The sequence below is a fragment of the Pseudomonas sp. genome (assembly GCF_035512415.1).
In the GTDB taxonomy this organism is placed as follows: Bacteria; Pseudomonadota; Gammaproteobacteria; order Pseudomonadales; family Pseudomonadaceae; genus Aquipseudomonas.
The window spans coordinates 49236-69620 of sequence record NZ_DATKDZ010000009.1; the positions used below are offsets into that span (position 1 = coordinate 49236).

Annotated in this window: 21 protein-coding genes; 12 read left to right on the forward strand and 9 right to left on the reverse strand. The window is 63.2% G+C overall.

Features of this window, described 5'->3' with window-relative positions; genetic code table 11:
- Nucleotides 1-464 precede the first annotated feature (464 nt).
- On the reverse strand, nucleotides 465-1541 hold the full coding sequence (gene mtnA / locus VMP31_RS03735; RefSeq protein WP_325504216.1) for an S-methyl-5-thioribose-1-phosphate isomerase: 1077 nt from the start codon (nucleotides 1539-1541) through the stop codon (nucleotides 465-467).
- Nucleotides 1542-1700: 159 nt separating this feature from the next.
- Between mtnA and VMP31_RS03740 the strand changes: the two genes are divergently transcribed.
- From VMP31_RS03740 to VMP31_RS03760, 5 genes are all read left to right on the forward strand, one after another.
- Nucleotides 1701-3056, forward strand: coding sequence for a TRZ/ATZ family hydrolase (locus VMP31_RS03740; RefSeq protein WP_414705427.1), 1356 nt, complete (start codon nucleotides 1701-1703; stop codon nucleotides 3054-3056).
- A 220-nt stretch (nucleotides 3057-3276) separates the two neighbouring features.
- On the forward strand, nucleotides 3277-3975 hold the full coding sequence (gene ubiG / locus VMP31_RS03745; RefSeq protein WP_325504218.1) for a bifunctional 2-polyprenyl-6-hydroxyphenol methylase/3-demethylubiquinol 3-O-methyltransferase UbiG: 699 nt from the start codon (nucleotides 3277-3279) through the stop codon (nucleotides 3973-3975).
- Entirely contained in the window at nucleotides 3975-4646 is a 672-nt protein-coding gene (mupP, locus tag VMP31_RS03750; protein WP_325504220.1) for an N-acetylmuramic acid 6-phosphate phosphatase MupP, read from the forward strand. The genes ubiG and mupP overlap by 1 nt, the downstream gene beginning before the upstream one ends.
- 101 nt (nucleotides 4647-4747) lie before the next feature.
- Nucleotides 4748-5488, forward strand: coding sequence for a YciK family oxidoreductase (locus tag VMP31_RS03755; RefSeq protein WP_325504222.1), 741 nt, complete (start codon nucleotides 4748-4750; stop codon nucleotides 5486-5488).
- Nucleotides 5489-5705: 217 nt separating this feature from the next.
- Nucleotides 5706-6632 (forward strand): GGDEF domain-containing protein, encoded by a 927-nt coding sequence (locus tag VMP31_RS03760; RefSeq protein ID WP_325504224.1) that lies wholly within the window; start codon nucleotides 5706-5708, stop codon nucleotides 6630-6632.
- 59 nt (nucleotides 6633-6691) lie between these two features.
- Here the strand turns inward: VMP31_RS03760 and rluB are convergent, their stop codons facing one another.
- From rluB to VMP31_RS03790, 6 genes are all read right to left on the reverse strand, one after another.
- On the reverse strand, nucleotides 6692-7918 hold the full coding sequence (gene rluB, locus VMP31_RS03765; RefSeq protein ID WP_325504226.1) for a 23S rRNA pseudouridine(2605) synthase RluB: 1227 nt from the start codon (nucleotides 7916-7918) through the stop codon (nucleotides 6692-6694).
- A gap of 324 nt (nucleotides 7919-8242) precedes the next feature.
- Nucleotides 8243-9034: an SMC-Scp complex subunit ScpB gene (gene scpB, locus VMP31_RS03770; protein WP_325504228.1), complete on the reverse strand. Its 792-nt coding sequence runs from the start codon at nucleotides 9032-9034 to the stop codon at nucleotides 8243-8245.
- Nucleotides 9035-9036: 2 nt separating this feature from the next.
- Nucleotides 9037-9735 carry a ScpA family protein gene (locus VMP31_RS03775; RefSeq protein ID WP_325504753.1) on the reverse strand — a complete coding sequence of 233 codons (699 nt, stop codon included), beginning with the start codon at nucleotides 9733-9735 and terminating at the stop codon, nucleotides 9037-9039.
- A gap of 148 nt (nucleotides 9736-9883) precedes the next feature.
- A complete protein-coding gene (locus VMP31_RS03780; RefSeq protein WP_325504230.1) occupies nucleotides 9884-11098 on the reverse strand; it encodes a tryptophan--tRNA ligase in 1215 nt (404 codons plus the stop codon).
- Between the two features lie 126 nt (nucleotides 11099-11224).
- Nucleotides 11225-11851: an L-threonylcarbamoyladenylate synthase gene (locus VMP31_RS03785; protein WP_325504232.1), complete on the reverse strand. Its 627-nt coding sequence runs from the start codon at nucleotides 11849-11851 to the stop codon at nucleotides 11225-11227.
- A 13-nt stretch (nucleotides 11852-11864) separates the two neighbouring features.
- Nucleotides 11865-12728, reverse strand: a complete 864-nt coding sequence (locus tag VMP31_RS03790) for a PHP domain-containing protein (RefSeq protein WP_325504234.1) — start codon at nucleotides 12726-12728, stop codon at nucleotides 11865-11867.
- A gap of 151 nt (nucleotides 12729-12879) precedes the next feature.
- Between VMP31_RS03790 and VMP31_RS03795 the strand changes: the two genes are divergently transcribed.
- The 5 genes from VMP31_RS03795 to VMP31_RS03815 all read left to right on the forward strand — a co-directional run bounded on the left by VMP31_RS03795 (nucleotide 12880) and on the right by VMP31_RS03815 (nucleotide 16266).
- A complete protein-coding gene (locus VMP31_RS03795) occupies nucleotides 12880-13179 on the forward strand; it encodes a YciI family protein (RefSeq protein WP_325504235.1) in 300 nt (99 codons plus the stop codon).
- 53 nt (nucleotides 13180-13232) lie between these two features.
- The gene (locus VMP31_RS03800; protein WP_325504236.1) at nucleotides 13233-13622 is read left to right on the forward strand and encodes a translation initiation factor 2; all 390 of its coding nucleotides are present in this window, start codon (nucleotides 13233-13235) and stop codon (nucleotides 13620-13622) included.
- Between the two features lie 4 nt (nucleotides 13623-13626).
- Entirely contained in the window at nucleotides 13627-14304 is a 678-nt protein-coding gene (locus VMP31_RS03805; protein WP_325504238.1) for a response regulator transcription factor, read from the forward strand.
- 118 nt (nucleotides 14305-14422) lie between these two features.
- Entirely contained in the window at nucleotides 14423-14842 is a 420-nt protein-coding gene (locus VMP31_RS03810) for an LTXXQ domain protein (RefSeq protein WP_325504240.1), read from the forward strand.
- Nucleotides 14843-14931: 89 nt separating this feature from the next.
- On the forward strand, nucleotides 14932-16266 hold the full coding sequence (locus VMP31_RS03815; RefSeq protein WP_325504242.1) for a HAMP domain-containing sensor histidine kinase: 1335 nt from the start codon (nucleotides 14932-14934) through the stop codon (nucleotides 16264-16266).
- Here the strand turns inward: VMP31_RS03815 and VMP31_RS03820 are convergent.
- The gene (locus tag VMP31_RS03820) at nucleotides 16241-16798 is read right to left on the reverse strand and encodes a nitroreductase family protein (protein ID WP_325504244.1); all 558 of its coding nucleotides are present in this window, start codon (nucleotides 16796-16798) and stop codon (nucleotides 16241-16243) included. The two genes, VMP31_RS03815 and VMP31_RS03820, sit on opposite strands and share 26 nt — an antisense overlap.
- 74 nt (nucleotides 16799-16872) lie before the next feature.
- Nucleotides 16873-17244, reverse strand: coding sequence for a YkgJ family cysteine cluster protein (locus VMP31_RS03825; protein ID WP_325504246.1), 372 nt, complete (start codon nucleotides 17242-17244; stop codon nucleotides 16873-16875).
- 154 nt (nucleotides 17245-17398) lie between these two features.
- Here VMP31_RS03825 and VMP31_RS03830 point away from each other — a divergent pair, with 154 nt between their 5' ends.
- Both VMP31_RS03830 and VMP31_RS03835 read left to right on the forward strand, forming a co-directional pair.
- Nucleotides 17399-18853 (forward strand): TrkH family potassium uptake protein, encoded by a 1455-nt coding sequence (locus VMP31_RS03830; protein ID WP_325504248.1) that lies wholly within the window; start codon nucleotides 17399-17401, stop codon nucleotides 18851-18853.
- Between the two features lie 76 nt (nucleotides 18854-18929).
- Nucleotides 18930-20384, forward strand: coding sequence for a TrkH family potassium uptake protein (locus VMP31_RS03835; RefSeq protein ID WP_325504250.1), 1455 nt, complete (start codon nucleotides 18930-18932; stop codon nucleotides 20382-20384).
- Nucleotide 20385 lies beyond the last annotated feature (1 nt).

A 20385-nucleotide genomic window follows, 5' to 3' on the forward strand; every position in this document is an offset into this window, starting at 1 on the left:
ATTCGTCCTGAATGAAACAGAGCCTGTCGCTGCGCCTTCTGGCCTCCAGCGACTCACGACAAATCAATGAGTTATGCCATGTAGCTGCGCAGTTGAGATGCCCGCTATGGCCACCCCTGAAAACCGCCGGAGCTTACCACAATCGCCGCGGCGCACCTATCCCCAGCGGCAGCTCCGCGACTAGCAGACCGTCAAAAACTACTGCGCTCGGCTATGCCGCGTTGAAAGCAGCCTCGGTAAGCCGCTTGCGGCTAACGCGCGCCAGCGCGGCCCGAAGGGCGAGTGGAACGAGTAATGCTCATGTACAACTCGTACACTGCGCTTGATTCGCTACGCTCACCCTTTGGGACAGCCGCTGGCTGTTACTTCGCTGCGCTGCGTTTCTCGGCTGCTTTCGCCTTGCCTAGCCGTCACTCGCTACGTTTTTCAACGGCCTGCGAGCTACGCGTGAATACGCGAAAATCTCAATGCAAACGCTTGCGGCACATCAGTTGCGCCATTTTCGCCGTATCTGGACGATCGATGACGCCCTTCTCGGTCACCAGAAAGTCGATTAGATCCGCCGGCGTCACATCGAACACTGGGTTCAACGCAGTAATCTCGCCGACCACTCGCTTACCTCCCAGCTCCAGCAGCTCGCTGGCGGCCCGCTCCTCGATAGGAATGTCGTCGCCGTGCTCCATGCTCATGTCGATGGTCGAACTGGGGGCCACCACCATAAAGCGCACGCCGTGGTGCATGGCGTTGACCGCCAGCTGGTAGGTGCCAATCTTGTTGGCCACATCGCCATTGGCGGCGATACGGTCGGCCCCGACTATGACCCAGGTGATGCCGCGGGTTTTCATCAGATGCGCGGCGGCCGAGTCGACATTGACCGTCACCGGAATGCCGTCAGCGGCCAGTTCCCAGGCAGTCAGGCGCGAGCCCTGCAGCCAGGGCCGGGTTTCGTCGGCATAGACGCGTTCGACCAGGCCTTCGAGATAGGCCGCGCGAATCACCCCCAGGGCCGTGCCAAAGCCACCGGTAGCCAGGGCACCGGCGTTGCAGTGGGTCAGCAGGTTCTGCAGATTGCCCTGGTGCTTGCGGATCAGCTCGACACCGAGCTGGGCCATGGTCAGGTTGGCGTCGCGATCACTCTGGTGAATCCCCAGGGCCTCGGCCTCCAGCACCGCCAGGGCAACATCATCCTCTTTCACCCGCTCCAGGCGCTCGCGCATGCGGTTGAGCGCCCAGAACAGATTGACCGCGGTCGGCCGCGAAGCAGCCAGCAGGGCAAAGTCTTCCTCCAGCGCCGCGCGCCAGTCACCACCGGCAGCCAGCCGCACACGCACGGCCAGCACCACCGCATAGGCCGCACTGATCCCGATGGCCGGAGCCCCACGCACCACCATGTCGCGGATGGCCTCGGCTACAGCGGCTGCAGTGCTGTAACTGAGCCAGGTTTCCTCAAAAGGCAACGCGCGCTGGTCGAGCAGATGCAGCGCGCCATCGCGCCACTCAATAGCCCTGACCTGCTCTGCCGCTAGCAATTGCTCGCGCATGACGCACCTCTCCCGGAAAAAGCCGACCATTATACGCACAAGGTCCGCCAAACAGCGCCAGCCCGCTTGGGCAATCGGGCCAGCCCGGCGCTTTCAGCTTCAAGCCTAGGGCGTTCCTCTATAAACTCGCCATTTTACTGACCGCCGGAAGCGCTCCTTATGCCTCACGTGCCTCACGCGCCCCACGTGCCCCACGCGCCCCACGCCCCCCTCGACCTGCTGCTGCTCCCCACCTGGCTGGTGCCGGTAGAACCCGCAGGCGTGGTCTTGCATGAACACGGCCTGGGCATCCGTGACGGCCGCATCGCTCTGATCGCACCGCGCGCCGAGGCGCTCAAACACAGCGCCCTGCAGGTGCTCGAACTGCCGGGCCGCCTGCTCACCCCGGGGCTGGTCAACGCCCACGGGCATGCCGCCATGACGCTGTTCCGCGGCCTGGCCGACGACCTGCCACTGAGCACCTGGCTGGAGCAGCATATCTGGCCGGCCGAGGCCAAGTGGGTCAACGAGCAGTTCATCCAGGACGGCACCGAGCTGGCCATCGCCGAACAGCTCAAGGGCGGCATCAGCTGCTTTTCGGACATGTACTTCTTCCCGGAAACCGCCAGCCAGCTGGTGCACAAGAGCGGTATCCGCGCGCAGATCTGCATTCCCGTGCTGGATTTCCCGATTCCCGGCGCGCGCGACGCCGACGAGGCGCTGCGCAAGGGCCTGAGTCTGTTCGACGATCTCAAGCAGCATCCGCGCCTGACAGTCGCCTTCGGCCCCCACGCGCCCTACACGGTCAGCGACGACAAGCTGGAAAACATTCGCATGCTCGCCGAGCAGCTGGATGCTGGCATTCATATGCACGTACACGAAACCGCTTTCGAAGTGCAGCAGAGCCTCGAGCAGCACGGCGAGCGCCCCCTGGCCCGGCTGGCACGCCTGGGCCTGCTCGGCCCGCGATTCCAGGCCGTGCATATGACCCAGATCGACGACGAGGACCTGGCGCTGCTGGTGACCAGCAACACCAGCGTGATCCACTGCCCAGAATCCAACCTTAAGCTGGCCAGCGGCTTCTGCCCGGTGGAGCGGCTCTGGCAGGCCGGGGTCAATGTCGCCATCGGCACCGACGGTGCAGCGAGCAACAATGATCTGGACCTGCTCGGCGAAACCCGTACCGCCGCCCTGCTGGCCAAGGCCGTGGCCGGCTCGGCCAGCGCCCTCAATGCCCACAGCGCACTGCGCATGGCCACCCTCAACGGTGCCCGCGCCCTTGGCCTGGACGAGCAGATCGGTTCGCTGGAGCTGGGCAAGGCCGCCGACCTCACCGCGTTCGACCTGAACGGCCTGGCCCAGCAACCGGTCTACGACCCGGTATCGCAGCTGCTCTACGCCGGCGGCCGCGCCTGCACCGAACATGTCTGGGTGGGCGGCAAGCAATTGCTCGACGGCGGCCAACTGACCCGCCTGGACGAGCAGCAAGTTATCGCCAACGCCCGCGCCTGGGGAGCAAAGATCGCCCAGCGGTAATATGTGCAGAACACTGGCCTGACGGGCTTGTGGGAGGGGCTTTAGCCGCGACAAGCCGACAGCGCAGTTGACCAGTCGCGGCTAAAGCCCCTCCCACCAATACCCAGCCACACCCAGTAGTGCGACAAACTGACATACATTGGACGCACAACAGGCGTCCAATCCACCCGGCGAAACTGGCAACATGGGTCTCTCGCCGCAGCCTGATTCAGGGATTTATATGAGTAACGTCGACCACGCCGAAATCGCCAAATTCGAAGCCCTCGCCCATCGCTGGTGGGACCGTGAAAGCGAGTTCAAGCCGCTGCACGACATCAACCCGCTGCGGGTCAACTGGATCGACGAGCGTGTCGGTCTGGCCGGCAAGAAGGTGCTGGACGTCGGCTGCGGCGGCGGCATTCTCAGCGAGTCCATGGCCCAGCGCGGCGCGACCGTGACCGGCATCGACATGGGCGAAGCACCGCTGGCGGTGGCCCAGCTGCACCAGCTCGAATCCGGGGTGACGGTGGAATACCGGCAGATCACTGCCGAAGCGCTGGCCGAGGAAATGCCCGAGCAATTCGATGTGGTCACCTGCCTGGAAATGCTTGAGCACGTGCCGGACCCGGCATCGGTGATCCGCGCCTGCTACCGCATGGTCAAGCCTGGCGGTCAGGTATTCTTCTCTACCATCAACCGCAACCCCAAGGCCTATATGTTTGCGGTGATTGGGGCCGAATACCTGCTGCGCCTACTGCCGCGCGGCACCCATGACTTCAAGAAATTTATCCGCCCCTCGGAACTGGGAGCCTGGAGCCGCGCGGCGGGCCTTGAGGTCAAGGACATCATCGGCCTGACCTACAACCCGCTGACCAAGCGCTACAAGCTGGAAGCGGACGTTGACGTCAACTATATGATCCAGACCCTCAAGGAGGCGTGATGCGCTTGCGCGCGGTTTTATTCGATATGGACGGCACCCTGCTCGACAGCGCGCCGGACTTTGTCGCCATCAGCCAGGCCATGCGCGCCGAGCGCGGCCTGCCGCCGATTGCCGACAAGCTGATTCGTGATCAGGTCTCCGGCGGCGCGCGTGCCATGGTCGCCGCCAACTTCGCCATGAATCCCGAGGACGCAGGCTTCGAAGCCCTGCGCCTGGAGTTTCTCGAACGCTATCAGAGCCACTGCGCGGTACTGACCCGGCCCTTCGATGGCATAAATGAGCTGCTCGATGAGATCGAGCAGGCCAAGCTGATCTGGGGCGTGGCAACCAACAAACCGGTGCGTTACGCCGAGCCGATCATGCAACAGCTCGGCCTGGCGCAGCGCTCGGCGGTGCTGGTCTGCCCGGATCACGTCAGCCGCAGCAAGCCCGACCCGGAGATGCTTCTGCTGGCCTGCGCGAAGATGGGCGTGGAGCCCACCGCCACCCTGTTTATCGGCGATGACGAGCGCGATATCGAAGCCGGCCGCGCCGCCGGCTGCAAGACCGCCGCGGTCACCTACGGTTATATCCACCCACAAGACAACCCGCGCAACTGGGGTGCCGACGTGGTGGTGGATCACCCGCTGGAACTGCGCGCCGTGCTCGAACGGGCCCTATGCAGCTGCTGACTGCAGCGGCACGCCAGTATTCCGCCCGCCGCCGTCACCACGCGTGGGCTTTTAACTTGATGCTTGCCGCTTGAGGCTTGCCGCTCTCCCAAGGAGTTTCCATGTTCGACTATTCCGTTCGCCCCGATCTGCTCAAGGGCCGGGTGATTCTGGTGACCGGTGCCGGCCGCGGGATCGGTGCGGCTGCCGCCAAGACCTTTGCCGCCTTTGGTGCCACGGTGCTGCTGCTGGGCAAGACCGAAGAAAACCTCAGCCGGGTGTATGACGCCATCGAAGCGGCGGGCCACCCGCAGCCGGCGGTCATCCCGTTCAATCTGGAAACCGCCCTGCCGCACCAGTACGACGAACTGGCAGCAATGATCGAAAACGAGTTCGGCAAACTCGACGGCCTGCTGCACAACGCCTCGATCATCGGCCCGCGCACGCCGCTGGAGCAGCTGTCCGGCGACAACTTCATGCGCGTTATGCAGGTCAACGTCAACGCCATGTTTATGCTCACCAGCACCCTGCTGCCGCTGCTGAAACTCTCGGCGGACGCCTCGGTGGTGTTTACCTCCAGCAGCGTCGGCCGCAAGGGTCGCGCTTACTGGGGCGCTTATGCTGTATCGAAATTCGCCACCGAAGGCCTGATGCAGGTACTGGCCGACGAAGTCGACGGTATCGCCAACGTGCGCGCCAACAGCGTCAACCCAGGTGCCACCCGTACCGACATGCGCGCCCAGGCTTACCCCGGCGAGAACCCGGCCAACAACCCGCTGCCGGAAGCCATCATGCCGATCTACCTGTACCTGATGGGACCGGACAGCACAGGCGTCAATGGCCAAGCGTTCGACGCCCAGTAAGCCATAACGGTTGCCGCCGGTTTTCCGACGGCAACCGAATTACCTGGCATCAAATTGCCATCAACCACGCCAGTTTACCGGCAAAGTCTTGCCGCCAGCCTTTGCCGCATAACAATAAGCGCATGAAATAAAAGCATTTTTCTTATAAAAATGCGTTTGGCATGAAATTCGCTCTACCTCTTGCAGTCGTCGCGAATTGCGCAAGAGGTAAGGCTTAATGGCCCCGCACAACCAATCCAACACCATAGACTTCGATGCCGCCAAGCTGCAGCGTCTTGGCTATGCCAGCAGGTCGCAAAACACCCTCAAGCCAGTCAGCCTCGCGCAATTGCGCCAGCAACTGAGCCTGCAGCTGCAGACCTCCCTGGAAACCGAGCGGATTCTCGAACTGTTCTTCGACGCTGTGCAGCGCCTGGTGCCGCTCAGCTCCCTGAGCTACCAGCTGGCCTCCTGCGACCTGCGCCTGGATCTGGGCGAACGCGCCAACCACTCGGCCGGCTACCGCCTTAACCACGACGGCGAATACCTCGGCGAGCTGACCTTCCGCCGCAGCTACCGTTTCAGCGAAGACGAACTGGGCCAGCTCGAATCCCTGTTGGCCAGCCTGCTGTTCCCGCTGCGCAACGCCCTGCTCTACCGCGCCGCCCTGCAGACCGCACTGCGCGACCCGCTGACCGAAACCGGCAACCGCGTGGCCATGACCCAGACCCTGCAGCGTGAGGTCGACATGGCGCGGCGCAACCTGCAGCCGCTGTCGGTGCTGATGGTGGATATCGACCACTTCAAGCAGATCAACGACCAGCACGGCCACAGCATTGGCGATGAGGCACTCAAGGCCGTGGCCAATGCCCTGAAAGACAGTCTGCGCAACGTCGATATGGTGTTCCGCTATGGCGGCGAGGAGTTTCTGGTACTGCTTTCCAATACCAGCCGCGAAGCCGCCTCCATGGTCGGTGAGCGCCTGCGCATGGCGGTCATGGGCATCCAGTACCTGGTGGAAAATCGCACCATCGACCTGTCCGTCAGCCTCGGCTGCGCCAGCCTGCTGCCGGGCGAGTCCGTGGAAAGCCTGCTGCGCCGGGCCGACAGTGCGCTGTACGTGTCCAAGCGCGAAGGCCGTAACCGCCTGTCCATGGCTGGCTGACTATCACGGATACGCAAAAGGCGACCCGAGGGTCGCCTTTTGTTTTACAGCACCCGGTGTTACTCGGGCTTGCGGCTACCACGACCAAAACCAGGGCGCTGGCCCTCGCTGGTGGGCTGGCTGCGACGCTTGACCGGCGCACCGGCCGGCTTGCGCGACGGACGCTCGGTCAAGGCCACCGCGGGACGCGGCTGCGCACCGGGCTTGGCTGGGCGCTTCTTGTTGACGTCACGCGGCCGCTCGGCCACCGGCGTGCCCTTGCCCGCCTGACCACGGCCTTGCGGCTCACGCCCCGACTCGGCACGGGGGGCCCGCGGCGTACGCTGCACGCGCTCGCCCCGCTCCGCGCCTTCGCCACGGGGTGCACGCCCGCGGCCCTGGTCACCCTCGCTCGCGCCAGCATGGGCCGGACGCAGGGTCCGCTCCGGACGGGCGGCGCGGCCCACCGGCTTGGCCGATTTGCGCTGCAGGCGGTCGATCTTGTCGCGGGTCTTTTCCTTCATATCCGGCAGGGCCACCGGCTTGAGGCCGACTTCCTCGCTGAGGATATCCACTTCACGCTGGCCCATTTCGCGCCAGCGACCCATGGTCAGGTCCGAGGTGATAAATACCGGGCCGAAACGCACGCGCTTCAGACGGCTGACCACCAGGCCCTGGGATTCCCACAAGCGACGCACTTCGCGGTTACGGCCTTCCATCACCACACAGTGGTACCAATGGTTGAAGCCTTCGCCGCCCGGCGCTTCCTTGATGTCGGTGAACTTGGCCGGGCCGTCTTCGAGCATCACGCCAGCTTTCAGGCGCTCGATCATCTCTTCGTCGACTTCACCACGCACGCGCACGGCGTATTCACGGTCCATCTGGTAGGACGGATGCATCAGGCGGTTGGCCAGTTCACCGTCGGTGGTGAACATCAGCAGACCGGTGGTGTTGATGTCGAGGCGGCCGATATTGATCCAGCGGCCTTCTTTCGGCCGTGGCAGGCGATCGAACACGGTCGGACGGCCTTCCGGGTCGTCACGGGTGCAGATCTCGCCTTCGGGTTTGTTATAGATGATCACGCGGCGCACGCTTTCGGCGGCTTCTTCGCGGCGGATTACCTTGCCATCGACGGCGATTGCATCGTGCAGGTCGACGCGCACGCCAAGGCTGGCGACTGCGCCATTGACCTTGACGCGGCCGGCGGTGATCCAGGCTTCGATTTCACGGCGTGAAGCCAGGCCCATACGCGCCATGACTTTCTGCAGTTTCTCGCCTGCTGGGGTGTATTCTTCGGATTCACTCATCTGGGCACCTCCCGGTGTTTTCTCTGGTGATAAAGACGGTATAGGCCTAGCCTATTCGTCGAAGGGCCGCGGAGCATACGCGAAACGCAGCTGATTAGCACGGTTTGAGGCTAGCCGGCAGACGAGCAGCCGTCGGCCTTTGCGACAGTCGGCACCTACGTACTAGCCCGTTACCGTAGCCCGGATGAAATCCGGGGAGCTGCCATCCCGGATTGCGCCAGGGCTTATCCGGGCTACCGCTGATCGGTAGCCGTAGGATGGGTGGGGCCGCCTAGGTGATAACCCATCGGCACTTGATGGGTTATCACCCATCCTACGGCCCTCTCAGTCAGGCAGCTGCTCTTTATCCAGGGTTTGCTGAGGCTCTTCGGCATCGTCAAGCTCATCGTCCTGCTCGGGCAGATCGTCGAAGTCGGTCTTCAGGCCCTGCTCCATCGAGTCGAGTTCGGCCAGCAGGCTGCTGAAGCTGGTTTCTTCGCTCGCCTCCACCGCTGGCTCATCGGCCAGAGCCAGGTCAGCACGCGCTTGCAGGCTTTGCGGGGCTTCCTGTTCATCGTCAAAGGCCAGTACCGGCTCGGGCTCCAGCTCGCGCAGGGCGGCCAGGGGCGGGAGTTCGTCGAGGCTTTTCAGGTTGAAGTGGTCGAGAAACAGCCGGGTGGTGGCGAACATCGCAGGCCGGCCCGGCACATCGCGGTAACCCACCACGCGAATCCATTCGCGCTCCAGCAGGGTTTTGACGATATGGCTGTTGACCGCCACGCCGCGCACATCCTCGATCTCGCCGCGGGTAATGGGCTGGCGGTAGGCGATCAGCGCCAGGGTCTCCAGCATCGCCCGTGAGTAGCGCTGCGGGCGCTCTTCCCACAACCGGCCAACCCAGGGCGCGTAGCGTTCACGCACTTGCAGACGGTAACCAGACGCCACTTCGATAAGCTCGAAAGCGCGCCCTTCGCAGGACTTGCCCAGGTGCGTCAGCGCCTTTTTGAAGACCGCTGGTTCCGGCCGCTCGGCCTCTTCGAACAGCTCGTACAGGCGCTCCAGCGATTGCGGTTTGCCGGATGCCAGCAGAAAGGCTTCGAGCAGGCTGGCCAGCTCACGGGGTTCGTTAAGGTTCATGCTTATTCAGCCCGCGCACGCACATGGATTGGCCCAAAAGCCTCATTTTGCACCAGTTCAACCAGGGATTCCTTGATCAACTCGAGCACTGCCATAAAGGTCACCACCACCCCGAGCTTGCCCTCTTCAGCGCTGAACAGGCTGACAAAGGGCACAAAAGCGCCGCCCTTGAGGCGCTCCAGCACTTCGCTCATGCGCTCACGGGTCGACAGCGCTTCACGGGTCACCTGGTGGCTTTCGAACATATCGGCACGGCGCAGCACCTCGGCCATGGACAGCAGCAGCTCTTCCAGGCTGACATCCGGCAGCAGCTTGCGCGCCCGCGCTTCGGGAGCCTCCAGGCGCGGCACGGTGAGGTCGCGGCCAACCCGGGTCAGGCCATCGATGCCTTCGGCGGCGGCCTTGTAGCGTTCGTACTCCTGCAGACGGCGGATCAGCTCGGCGCGCGGATCGTCCTCTTCGACCTCGGCTTCGCTGGAGCGCGGCAGCAGCATGCGCGACTTGATCTCCGCGAGCATGGCCGCCATCACCAGGTACTCGGCGGCCAGCTCCAGGCGCACCGACTGCATCAGCTCGACATAGCCCATGTACTGACGGGTGATTTCCGCCACCGGGATATCCAGCACGTCGATGTTCTGCTTGCGGATCAGGTACAGCAGCAGGTCCAGCGGCCCTTCGAAGGCTTCCAGAAAGACTTCCAGGGCATCGGGCGGGATATACAGGTCCAGCGGCATCTCGGTCACCGCCTGGCCATAGACCAGGGCGAACGGCAGCTCCTGTTGAGCACCGGCCTGGGTATCGACGGCTTCCTGCGACGGCGGATTGGACATGGGGCTCTCGTTGGCGGACTTAGCGGTAATTCAAACCCAGGGCCATGCGCACTTCGCTCAGGGTCTCGCGGGCTTCGGAACGTGCCCGTTCGGCCCCTTCGGCGAGAATCTGACGCACCAGGTCGGGGTTGTCCTGATAATCCAACGCCCGCGCCTGCAAAGGCTTCAACTCGTTCTGCACGGTCTCGATCAGCGGGGCCTTGCACTCCAGGCAGCCGATACCCGCGCTTTTGCAGCCCTGCTGCACCCAGGCGCAGGTGGCCTCACTGGAATACAGCTGGTGCATCGGCCATACCGGGCAGAGCGCCGGATCGCCAGGGTCGCCGCGGTGTACACGCGCCGGGTCCGTGGGCATGCGGCGGATCTTGTCTTCGACCTCATTCGTGCTATCGCGCAGGAAAATCGCATTGTTGTTGGACTTGGACATCTTGCTGCCATCCAGGCCCAGCAGCTTCGGCGACTCGCTCAGCAATGGCTGGGGCTCAGGCAGAAGCACCTTGCCGCCGCCCTCCAGGTAACCAAACAGCCGTTCCTTGTCGCCCAGGGTCATGCTTTGCTGATCCTTGAGCAGGGCGCGGGCGGTCTCCAGGGATTCGACATCGCCCTGTTCCTGATAAGCCTTGCGCAGGTTGTTGTAGAGCGTGGCGGTTTTCTTGCCCAGCTTGACGATGGCCGCCTCGGCCTTGTCTTCAAAGCCCGGCTCACGGCCGTAGAGGTGATTGAAGCGGCGTGCGACGTCGCGGGCGAACTCGATATGCGCCAGCTGATCGCTGCCCACCGGCACCACGCCGGCGCGATAGAGCAGGATGTCCGCGGCCTGCAGCAGGGGATAGCCGAGAAAACCGAAGGTGCCCAGGTCCTTGCCGTGCAACTGCTCCTGCTGCTCCTTGTAGGACGGCACCCGCTCCAGCCAGCTGAGCGGGCAGATCATCGACAACAGCAGATGCAGTTCGGCGTGTTCGGGCACCTGGGACTGGATAAACAGGGTCGCCGAGCTGGGGCTGACACCGGCCGCCAGCCAGTCCACCGCCATGTCCATTACCCGCTGGGACAGCGAGCCGACCTCATCGTAGTCGGTGGTCAGGGCATGCAGGTCGACGATGCAGAAGAAGCACTCGTAACTGTGCTGCATCTTGACCCAGTTTTTCAGCACACCATGGTAGTGACCCAGGTGCAGGCGACCGCTGGGACGCATGCCGGACAGCACACGGCGCTCGGAATCAACAAGACTCAAACCAGGTTACCTATACGAATCGACAGGGGGCAAAGTATAGCGAGGCTCGCTGCCGCTGCGGGAAAAACGACAAGGGCACCGCCCAGCCGTGCATAGCCACAGGGGCAACGCCTTGCGGCGTGGCACTCAGGCCTCGACGAAGGGCGTCGGATCACCGCAACCGACCCGGATGATTTCCGGCTCGTCATCGATCAGGCTGACCACGGTGGAAGCCGCCAGGCCGCCGAAGCCACCATCGATGATCAGATCGACCTGGTGTTCAAGCATCTGGCGCATCTCGTAAGGGTCGCTCATTGGCAGATCTTCACCCGGCAGGATCAGGCTGACGCTCATCAGCGGCTCGCCAAACTCCTCCAGCAGGGCCATGGCGATCGGATGGCTGGGCACCCGCAGGCCGATGGTGCGGCGCTTGGCGTGCAGCAACATGCGCGGCACTTCGCGGGTGGCACTGAGGATAAAGGTGTAGGGCCCAGGCGTATGGGTCTTGAGCAGACGGAAGGCCGCCGTATCGACCTTGGCAAAGGTGCTGAGCTGCGACAGATCGCGGCACACCAGGGTGAAGTTGTGCTTGTCGTCCAGTTGGCGCAGGCGGCGAATGCGCTCCACTGCGTTCTTGTCGCCGATATGGCAGCCGACCGCATAGGAGGAATCGGTCGGGTAGATCACCACACCGCCGGCTCTGATGATCGCCACCGCCTGTTTAATCAGGCGCGACTGGGGATTTTCCGGATGGATCTGGAAGAACTGACTCACACTAAGACCCTGTTCAGATTGCAGTAGGCTGCTGGACATGCTGAAACCGTGCCCAAAGGGGCGGTAGATCCTCGGGAACCGGGCGATATACGCCCAACTCTGACCACTGGCCCGGGGCGTGAAAATCACTGCCCGCGGTGACGAACATGCCGAACTCACGCGCCAGAATCGCCAGGCTGCCGACCTGCTCGGCCGGCTGCATACCGTTGACCACCTCCAGAGAGTGCCCGCCGGCACCGACAAAGTCGGCGATCAACTTGCGTCTTTTACTCCGAGTAAAATCATACTGCCAGGGATGCGCCAGACTGACCCAGGCACCGGCACGGCGCAGGGTATCGACGGCCTGAGCCAATTCGGGCCAGTGCTGTTTGACATCGCCCAGCTTGCCCGAGCCCAGCCATTTGCGAAACGCTTCGGCGCGGTCTTTGACATGACCGCTGCGCACCAGAAAATCGGCGAAATGCGGCCGCGCCGGGGCATTGCCGCTGTCGCCCAGTTCCTGCTGCATGGCCCGCGCGCCGTCCAGCGCGCCCGGCATACCTTTGGCTTCCAGACGCTTGCCGATCTCCGCGGCGCGTAACCAGCGGCCCTCGTGCAACTCGGCAATCGCCTGCTGCAGCGCAGGCGCATCGCGATTGAAGGCATAACCCAGCACATGGATAGTCGCTCCGCCCCAGGTGCAGGACAGTTCGATGCCATTGACCAGCTGCATGCCCAGGGCCTGCGCGGCCGCATGGGCCTCATCCAGCCCATCCAGGGTGTCGTGATCGGTCAGGGCCAGCAAACGCACCCCGCGCTCGAACGCCCGCGTCACCACCACAGCGGGCGCAAGTGCGCCATCCGAAGCGGTGCTGTGGCAATGCAGATCGACATCCATAAGGGGCACTTTCCCAGTAATTTATGTTTGTTATTATGCCGGCAGATATGGATTCATGCTGGCCTGCGCCAATATTTCCTCGACTTTGCCTGGCCGGGCTGCTTTTCTCCCCGCACATAAGCCCCTGCGCCGCCGCCAATTAAGGACCGAGATGCTCTACGCCATCATTGCCACCGATGTGGAAAACTCCCTGGAAAACCGCCTCAGCGCCCGCCCTGCCCATCTGGCCCGGCTGGAACAGCTGAAAAGCGAAGGCCGCCTGGTACTGGCCGGCCCGCACCCGGCCGTAGACAGCAACGACCCGGGCCCGGCCGGCTTTACCGGCAGCCTGATAGTGGCCGAATTCGATTCCCTGAGCGCCGCGCAGAGCTGGGCCGATGCCGACCCTTATCGCGCGGCCGGGGTTTATGCCGCGGTCCAGGTCAAGCCGTTCAAGCTGGTCCTGCCCTGATCTCGACCGCCACGCCGAATGTCCCATAACAATAAGTACCAACAGGAGTTCCGATGCGTCCAGGCCCGCTGATTCTGCTACTGACCCTGTCGCTACCCGCCGCCGTGCAGGCCGAGCAAAGTCCGCCGGCGGCGTCCGCGGCCCAGGCGCAAATCGACAGCCTGGAACAGCGCCTGGCCATCAGCGAGGAGCAGCGCGACGCCATGGCTGCCGAGCTGCAGGCCAACGACGGCGAACGCGAAAGCGCCCAGCTGCAACGCCTGCGCCAGGAAAATCAGCGCCTCAAGCTGCAACTCAAGAAAGCTCAGGCCCAGGCCCCGCAACCACTGATCAGCGAACAGCAGAGGTGGTTTGCCATAGGTGCGGGGGCCGGTCTGCTCGGGGTTATCATCGGGGCATTGTTGCGCGGCAGCCGGCGCTCGCGCCGAGAGTGGTTGAACTGACCCTATGAGCGCCTTGCTGTTAATCGACGACGACATTGAACTGTGCGAGCTGCTGGCCAGCTGGCTGAGCCAGGAAGGCTTCCAGGTCAGCGCCTGCCACGACGGCAGTAGTGCACGTCTGGCCCTGGCCACTCAGGCCCCGGATGCGGTGGTGCTGGATGTGATGCTGCCCGACGGCAGCGGCCTGGAGCTGCTTAAACAGTTGCGTAGCGACCATCCCGAACTACCGGTTCTGATGCTCTCCGCCCGCGGTGAGCCGCTGGACCGCATTCTCGGCCTGGAGCTGGGTGCCGACGACTACCTGGCCAAACCCTGTGACCCCCGCGAGCTGACCGCGCGCCTGCGCGCCGTACTGCGCCGCACCCTGCCTCCCGCCCCTTCCAGTCAGCTGGAGCTGGGCGATCTGCAATACAGCCAGGCCCGCGGCATCGTCGCGCTGGGGGAGCAGGAAGTGCTCCTGACTCTCTCGGAAAGCCGCATTCTCGAAGCCCTGCTGCGCCAACCGGGGGAGCCGGTGGACAAACAGGAGCTGGCGCAACTGGCCCTGGGCCGCAAACTGACCCTCTATGACCGCAGCCTGGATATGCATGTCAGCAACCTGCGCAAGAAACTCGGCCCCCATGCAGATGGACGCCCGCGCATTCTTGCCTTGCGTAGCCGCGGCTATTACTACAGCGTTTAGTAAAGCTGCCGCGAGGCGCTCTTTACCCAAGCTTTACCTTGCCCTGACGGCCCTTGACCTTGACCGCCCTAGACTGGGCTCATCCGGTATCAACCGGTTTCAGACAAGGAGATACATCATGCGCAAGACCCTTACCGCAGTACTGCTCGCCCTGACCCTGCCGAGCCTGGCCATGGCCATGCCCGAAGGCGGCCCGCGTCACGGCGGCGGCCATCATGGTGAACATGGCTCGCGCATGTTCAAAGAGCTCGACCTGAGCCAGGAGCAGCACCGCGAAATCCGTAAGCTGATGGGCGAGCAGATGAAAGGCCGCCATGACATCACCAAACGCTATCTGGACAAGCTGCCGGCTGCTGAACAGAAAGCCATGCAGGACGAACTGAAAGCCGCCAAGGACAAGCAGCACAGCGCCGTCCGCGCCCTGCTCAAGCCCGAGCAGCAGAAAGCCTTCGACGAGCACCAGAAGAAAATGCAGGAACGTCGCGCCGAACGTCTGGCATTCAAAGCCTGGCAGGCCGAGCAGGCGAAGAAGAACTAACCCGACCAAGCGGTCATACGCCCATCAGGCTGCAAAGCCTGATGGGCGTAACCGTTTTCACCACAGCCATTAACTACTAAGGAGCCACCGTGCGGTCACTGTTCTGGCGCATCTTTGCCAGCTTCTGGCTGGCTATTGCCCTGGTTGCCGGGCTGTCCATGCTGCTTGGGCGCATGCTCAACCAGGACGCCTGGCTGCTCAGTCAGCATCCCGCCGTAGCAGGGCTGGCCGAAGGCTGGACGCAGCGCTATGAACAACAGGGCCCTCAGGCCGCTCAGGCGTTCCTGGAGCAGCGCAAAGAAGTGTTTCGTATCAACGTGCAGGTGCTCGGCGAGAACGGCCAGCCCCTGGTACGCGGCACCTTCCCGCCCCGTGCGGCGGCTTTCGAAGCCCGCGCACAAAACCCCAAGCGCTTGCCCTGGCGACGCCTGAATGACGACTACAACAGCCCGCACAGCGGCGAAACCTATCTGTTTATCTACCGCATCCCGAATCCCGAAGTCGCCGCCTGGCAGCGTGAAAGCCGGCTCTGGCCACTGAGCGCACTGGGCATCGCCCTAGTGGTGCTGACCCTGTTCAGCCTCTGGCTGACGCTCTCCATCACCCGCCCACTGAATCGCCTACGCGGCGCGGTGCATGACCTGGGACAAACCGCTTATCAACAGAACAGCCTGGCACGCCTGGCCCAGCGACGTGATGAACTCGGCGTACTGGCGGCCGACTTCAACCGCATGGGCGAGCGCGTGCAAGGCCTGATCAGCAGCCAACGCCAGTTGCTGCGCGATGTGTCCCATGAGCTGCGCTCACCGCTGGCACGCCTGCGCATCGCCCTGGCGTTGACCGAACGGGCAGAGGTCAGCGAACGGGAGAAGTACTGGCCGCGCCTGAGCAAGGAATGCGACCGCCTGGAAGCGCTGATCAGTGAAATCCTCGCCCTCGCCCGCCTCGACGCCGAACCCGGCGCGGCGCAGCCGATCAACCTGGACGAACTGCTACACAAATTGCAGGAAGACGCGCGCCTGGACGCTCCAGAGCAACAGATCGAGATTCAGCTGGAAAGCGGCCTGCAGCTCAACGGCTGGCCGGATATGCTGCAACGCGCAATGGACAACCTGCTGCGCAATGCTCTGCGCTTCAACCCAGTTGGCCAGCCCATCGTATTGACCGCCAGCAGAAACGCTGAGCAGCTATGCCTGAGCGTACGTGACCACGGCCCTGGTGCGGCCCCCGAGCTGCTGGCACGCCTTGGCGAACCCTTCTTCCGCGCCCCGGGCCAGACCAGCAGCGGTCATGGCCTGGGCCTGGCCATCGCGCGCCGCGCGGCGGAGCGGCATGGCGGCCAGCTGGAACTGAGCAACCATACGCAAGGCGGCTTTATCGCCACCCTGCGCTTGCCACTCACTGCGCCGCAGGCCAGGCCCTGACAAAATCACCGACCTGCACCTGTGGCACCGCGCGCAACTCGCGCTCCGGGGTGCCGAGGTAGAGGTAGGCAATCACCTGTTCATCAGCGTTCAGCCCCAGTCCGGTAGCGACCTGCGGGTTGTAGGCCATATCACCGGTGCGCCAGACCGCACCAATGCCCTGCGCATGGGCAGCCAACAGAATGCCGTGGGCAGCACAGCCGGCGGCCAGTACTTGCTCCTGCGCGGGCACTTTCAGGTTGGCCTGTACGCGGGCAATCACCACCACCAGCAACGGCGCACGCAGCGGCATGGCGCGCGCCTTGGTCACAGCTTCTGGGCTGGCATCGGCGGGCAAGGCACTGGCAAACAGCTCGCCCAACTGCGTCAGCGCATCGCCTTCAACGGTGAGAAAACGCCAGGGCCGCAGCTGGCCATGGTCAGGCGCACGCAGAGCGGCGCGAAATAACAGCTCACGCTGCGCAGTATCGGGGGCCGGCGCAATCAAGCGCGGCGCGGAAACACGGTTTAGCAACGCATCAAGAGCGTCCATCAGCCACCTCGGCAATTGAAACAGACGGCCATTCTAGTGCCTGCGCGCTGCCGGTGGGCAATCCGCACAGGTTCTCAGGCCACCCGTTCAGGCGAAACGCTGGGCAATACCGGCGGCATCAAAGGAGGCAAACCGTGTGCACTGCGCGCCGCATCGCAATGCGGATTGTGCTCGCCATTGCCCCAGGAGGCCTCAAACTCGCGGCAGGTGCTGGAGCGCTGCTCATAGAGCGTACAGCGCACCCCCTGGCCGACTTCACCGAGCAGGGCCGTGCAGCGCACGGGCTTGTGCTCCGTGCCGCGCATGGCGACACGATGCGGGGTGATCAGCACAACCTGATCATCGGGCACCACACCACCCGCCGATTGGCACTCACCCCAGAAAAATGACACACGAAAATGCGCGCAGCAGGCGCCACAGCTAAGACAAGGATTGCTATTGGACATGATTTGGCGGGCTCAGAAACCGGCAAGGGCCGGCACCTGGCGGCTATTCTATGCAGCGCCAAGCGCTTGTAAAGCGCGCATTGTGGCGGCTGTACAGCGGCTGCAGCGCGCGTAGAATAACGCCCCTTTGCGCCACAGAGCCCGAGCCGACCCCATGTCATTGCCGACACTGCGCATCATTGCTTTTATTCTCGGCATCTTCCTGATCACCCTGGCCGTCAGCATGTTGATCCCCATGCTGACGCTGCTGCTGTATTCGCGCACGGACGACCTCAATGCCTTTCTCTGGTCCAGCCTGGTAACCGCCGCGGCAGGCATCGCCATGGTCATCCCCGGGCGACCCAAGGAAGCGCAGCTGCGCCCGCGCGACATGTACCTGCTGACCACCGGCAGCTGGCTGGTGGTGTGCATTTTCGCCGCCTTGCCGATGGTGCTGATTCACCACATCAGCTACACCGACGCCTTCTTCGAGACCATGTCCGGCGTTACCACCACCGGCTCAACCGTGCTGGTAGGCCTGGACCAGGCCTCCCCTGGTCTGCTGATCTGGCGCTCTATGCTGCAGTGGCTCGGCGGTATCGGCTTTATCGGCATGGCGGTGGCGATTCTGCCGCTGCTGCGAGTCGGCGGCATGCGCCTGTTCCAGACTGAATCCTCCGACTGGGGCGAGAAGGTCATGCCGCGCTCGCATATGGCGGCCAAATACATCCTGTTTATCTACCTGAGCCTGACCCTGATCGGTTTTCTCGGCTTCTGGCTGGCCGGCATGACGCCCTTCGATGCGATCAATCATGCGATGACCTCGATCTCCACCGGCGGCTATTCGACCTCGGACTCCTCCCTGGCCAACTGGAGCCAGTCGGCCGTGCACTGGGTGGCGGTGGTGCTGATGATCTGCGGCGGCCTGCCCTTTACCCTGTATGTCGCCACCCTGCGCGGCAATCGCAAAGCGCTGTTCAAGGACCATCAGGTACGCGGCTTTCTCGGCTTTTTGCTGGCCACCTGGCTGGTGTTCGGCACCTGGCTGTGGCTGCACTCGGATAACAGCTGGCTGGATGCGTTTCGCATCGTCGCGGTGAATGTCACCTCGGTGGTCACCACCACCGGCTTTGCCCTGGGCGATTACACCACCTGGGGCAGTTTCGCCGTGCTGCTGTTCTTCTACCTGACCTTTGTCGGCGGCTGCTCGGGCTCCACCTCCGGCGGCCTGAAGATCTTTCGCTTCCAGGTGGCCTACGTGCTGCTGCGCGCCAACCTGCAGCAACTGGTGCACCCGCGCGCGGTGATCAAGCAGCAGTACAACAATCACAACCTCGACGAGGAGATTGTTCGCTCGCTGATCACCTTTTCGTTTTTCTTCACCATCACCATCGGCGTGATCGCCCTTGGCCTGACTCTGCTGGGCCTGGACTGGGTAACAGCGCTGACCGGCGCAGCGACCGCGGTGTGCAACGTGGGCCCTGGTTTGGGCCCGATCATCGGTCCGGCGGGTAATTTCTCCAGCCTGCCGGATGCGGCCAAATGGCTGCTGACTATTGGCATGCTGCTCGGTCGCCTGGAAATTCTTACCGTACTGGTGCTGGTAACTCGGGCATTCTGGCGACACTAAGCGAAATCGGCTGTGCGTCAAGCGAGCAAGCCCGATAACCTAGACATTTGCTATTACTGCAACGGAACCCGCTTAGATGGCTTGGCCGACCTTACGGATCATCGCGTTTATCAATGGCATTTTTCTTCTGACCCTGGCGATCAGCATGGCCGTACCCATGCTGACCCTGGTGCTGTTTGCGCGGCCTGACGAACTCAACGCCTTTCTCTGGTCCAGCCTGATCACCTTTATCACGGGCATCGCGCTGATCGCTCAGGGCCGGCCCAAGGATGTGCAGCTGCGCCCGCGCGACATGTACCTGCTGACGGTGTCCAGCTGGATACTGGTGGGGCTGTTCGCCTCCCTGCCCTTTATGTTCTCCCAGCACATGGGCGTGACCGACGCGGTATTTGAAAGCATGTCGGGCATCACCGCCACCGGTGCCACGGTGCTGACCGGGCTGGACAGCATGTCGCCGGGGATTTTGATCTGGCGCTCACTGCTGCACTGGCTCGGCGGTATCGGCTTTATCGCCATGGCCGTGGCGATTCTGCCGATGCTGCGTATCGGCGGTATGCGCCTGTTCCAGACTGAATCATCGGACCGTTCCGAAAAGATCATGCCGCGCTCGCATATGGTCGCCAAATACATGATCGCGGCCTATCTGGGCATTAGCCTGCTCGGCTGCCTGGCGCTGTGGACGGCGGGCATGGGCGGGTTCGATGCGATCAACCACACCATGTCAGCCATCGCCACCGGCGGGTTTTCCACCTCGGATCAATCCCTGGGCAAATGGACCGAGCCGGCGGTGCACTGGGTCACCATCGCGCTGATGATCCTCGGCAGTGTGCCGTTCGTGCTGTTTGCCTCGATGCTGCGCGGCAACTACAAGGCCTTGATCAGGGACCAGCAAGTGCGTGGCTTTCTCGGTATTTTGCTGAGCACCTGGCTGCTGCTCGGCACCTGGTATTACCTGAGCACCGAACTGCACTGGCTCGAAGCGATTCGCCATGTGGCGTTCAACACCACCTCGATCATGACCACCACCGGCTTTGCCCTTGGCGATTACACGCTGTGGGGCGGCTTTGCCGGCATGCTGTTTTTCTACCTGGGGTTTATCGGCGGCTGCTCGGGTTCAACCGCTGGCGGGCTGAAGATATTCCGTTTTCAGGTGGCCTACGTGTTGCTCAGGGCCAACCTGATGCAGCTGATCCACCCGCGCGCGGTGATCAAGCAGCAATACAACCACCACCATCTGGATGAAGACATCGTCCGTTCGATCCTGACCTTCTCGTTCTTCTTCACCATCACCATCGCCGTGCTGGCCCTGGGCCTGACGCTCTGCGGGCTGGACTGGATCACCGCACTCAGCGGCGCGGCCAGCACCGTCTCCGGCGTTGGCCCCGGTATGGGCCCGATCATTGGCCCGGCGGGCAACTTCTCTAGCCTGCCGGATACTGCCAAATGGCTGCTGACCTTCGGCATGCTGCTCGGCCGCCTGGAAATCCTTACCGTGCTGGTGCTGATGCTGCCGGCGTTCTGGCGACACTAAG

Bases quoted from the DNA above. Each gene is read 5' to 3' on its own strand.
- mtnA (WP_325504216.1), bottom strand. From the start codon at position 1,541: ATGCGCGAGCAATTGCTAGCGGCAGAGCAGGTCAGGGCTATTGAGTGG.
- VMP31_RS03740 (WP_414705427.1), top strand. From the start codon at position 1,701: ATGCCTCACGTGCCTCACGCGCCCCACGTGCCCCACGCGCCCCACGCC.
- ubiG (WP_325504218.1), top strand. From the start codon at position 3,277: ATGAGTAACGTCGACCACGCCGAAATCGCCAAATTCGAAGCCCTCGCC.
- mupP (WP_325504220.1), top strand. From the start codon at position 3,975: ATGCGCTTGCGCGCGGTTTTATTCGATATGGACGGCACCCTGCTCGAC.
- VMP31_RS03755 (WP_325504222.1), top strand. From the start codon at position 4,748: ATGTTCGACTATTCCGTTCGCCCCGATCTGCTCAAGGGCCGGGTGATT.
- VMP31_RS03760 (WP_325504224.1), top strand. From the start codon at position 5,706: ATGGCCCCGCACAACCAATCCAACACCATAGACTTCGATGCCGCCAAG.
- rluB (WP_325504226.1), bottom strand. From the start codon at position 7,918: ATGAGTGAATCCGAAGAATACACCCCAGCAGGCGAGAAACTGCAGAAA.
- scpB (WP_325504228.1), bottom strand. From the start codon at position 9,034: ATGAACCTTAACGAACCCCGTGAGCTGGCCAGCCTGCTCGAAGCCTTT.
- VMP31_RS03790 (WP_325504234.1), bottom strand. From the start codon at position 12,728: ATGGATGTCGATCTGCATTGCCACAGCACCGCTTCGGATGGCGCACTT.
- VMP31_RS03795 (WP_325504235.1), top strand. From the start codon at position 12,880: ATGCTCTACGCCATCATTGCCACCGATGTGGAAAACTCCCTGGAAAAC.
- VMP31_RS03800 (WP_325504236.1), top strand. From the start codon at position 13,233: ATGCGTCCAGGCCCGCTGATTCTGCTACTGACCCTGTCGCTACCCGCC.
- VMP31_RS03805 (WP_325504238.1), top strand. From the start codon at position 13,627: ATGAGCGCCTTGCTGTTAATCGACGACGACATTGAACTGTGCGAGCTG.
- VMP31_RS03810 (WP_325504240.1), top strand. From the start codon at position 14,423: ATGCGCAAGACCCTTACCGCAGTACTGCTCGCCCTGACCCTGCCGAGC.
- VMP31_RS03820 (WP_325504244.1), bottom strand. From the start codon at position 16,798: ATGGACGCTCTTGATGCGTTGCTAAACCGTGTTTCCGCGCCGCGCTTG.
- VMP31_RS03825 (WP_325504246.1), bottom strand. From the start codon at position 17,244: ATGTCCAATAGCAATCCTTGTCTTAGCTGTGGCGCCTGCTGCGCGCAT.
- VMP31_RS03830 (WP_325504248.1), top strand. From the start codon at position 17,399: ATGTCATTGCCGACACTGCGCATCATTGCTTTTATTCTCGGCATCTTC.
- VMP31_RS03835 (WP_325504250.1), top strand. From the start codon at position 18,930: ATGGCTTGGCCGACCTTACGGATCATCGCGTTTATCAATGGCATTTTT.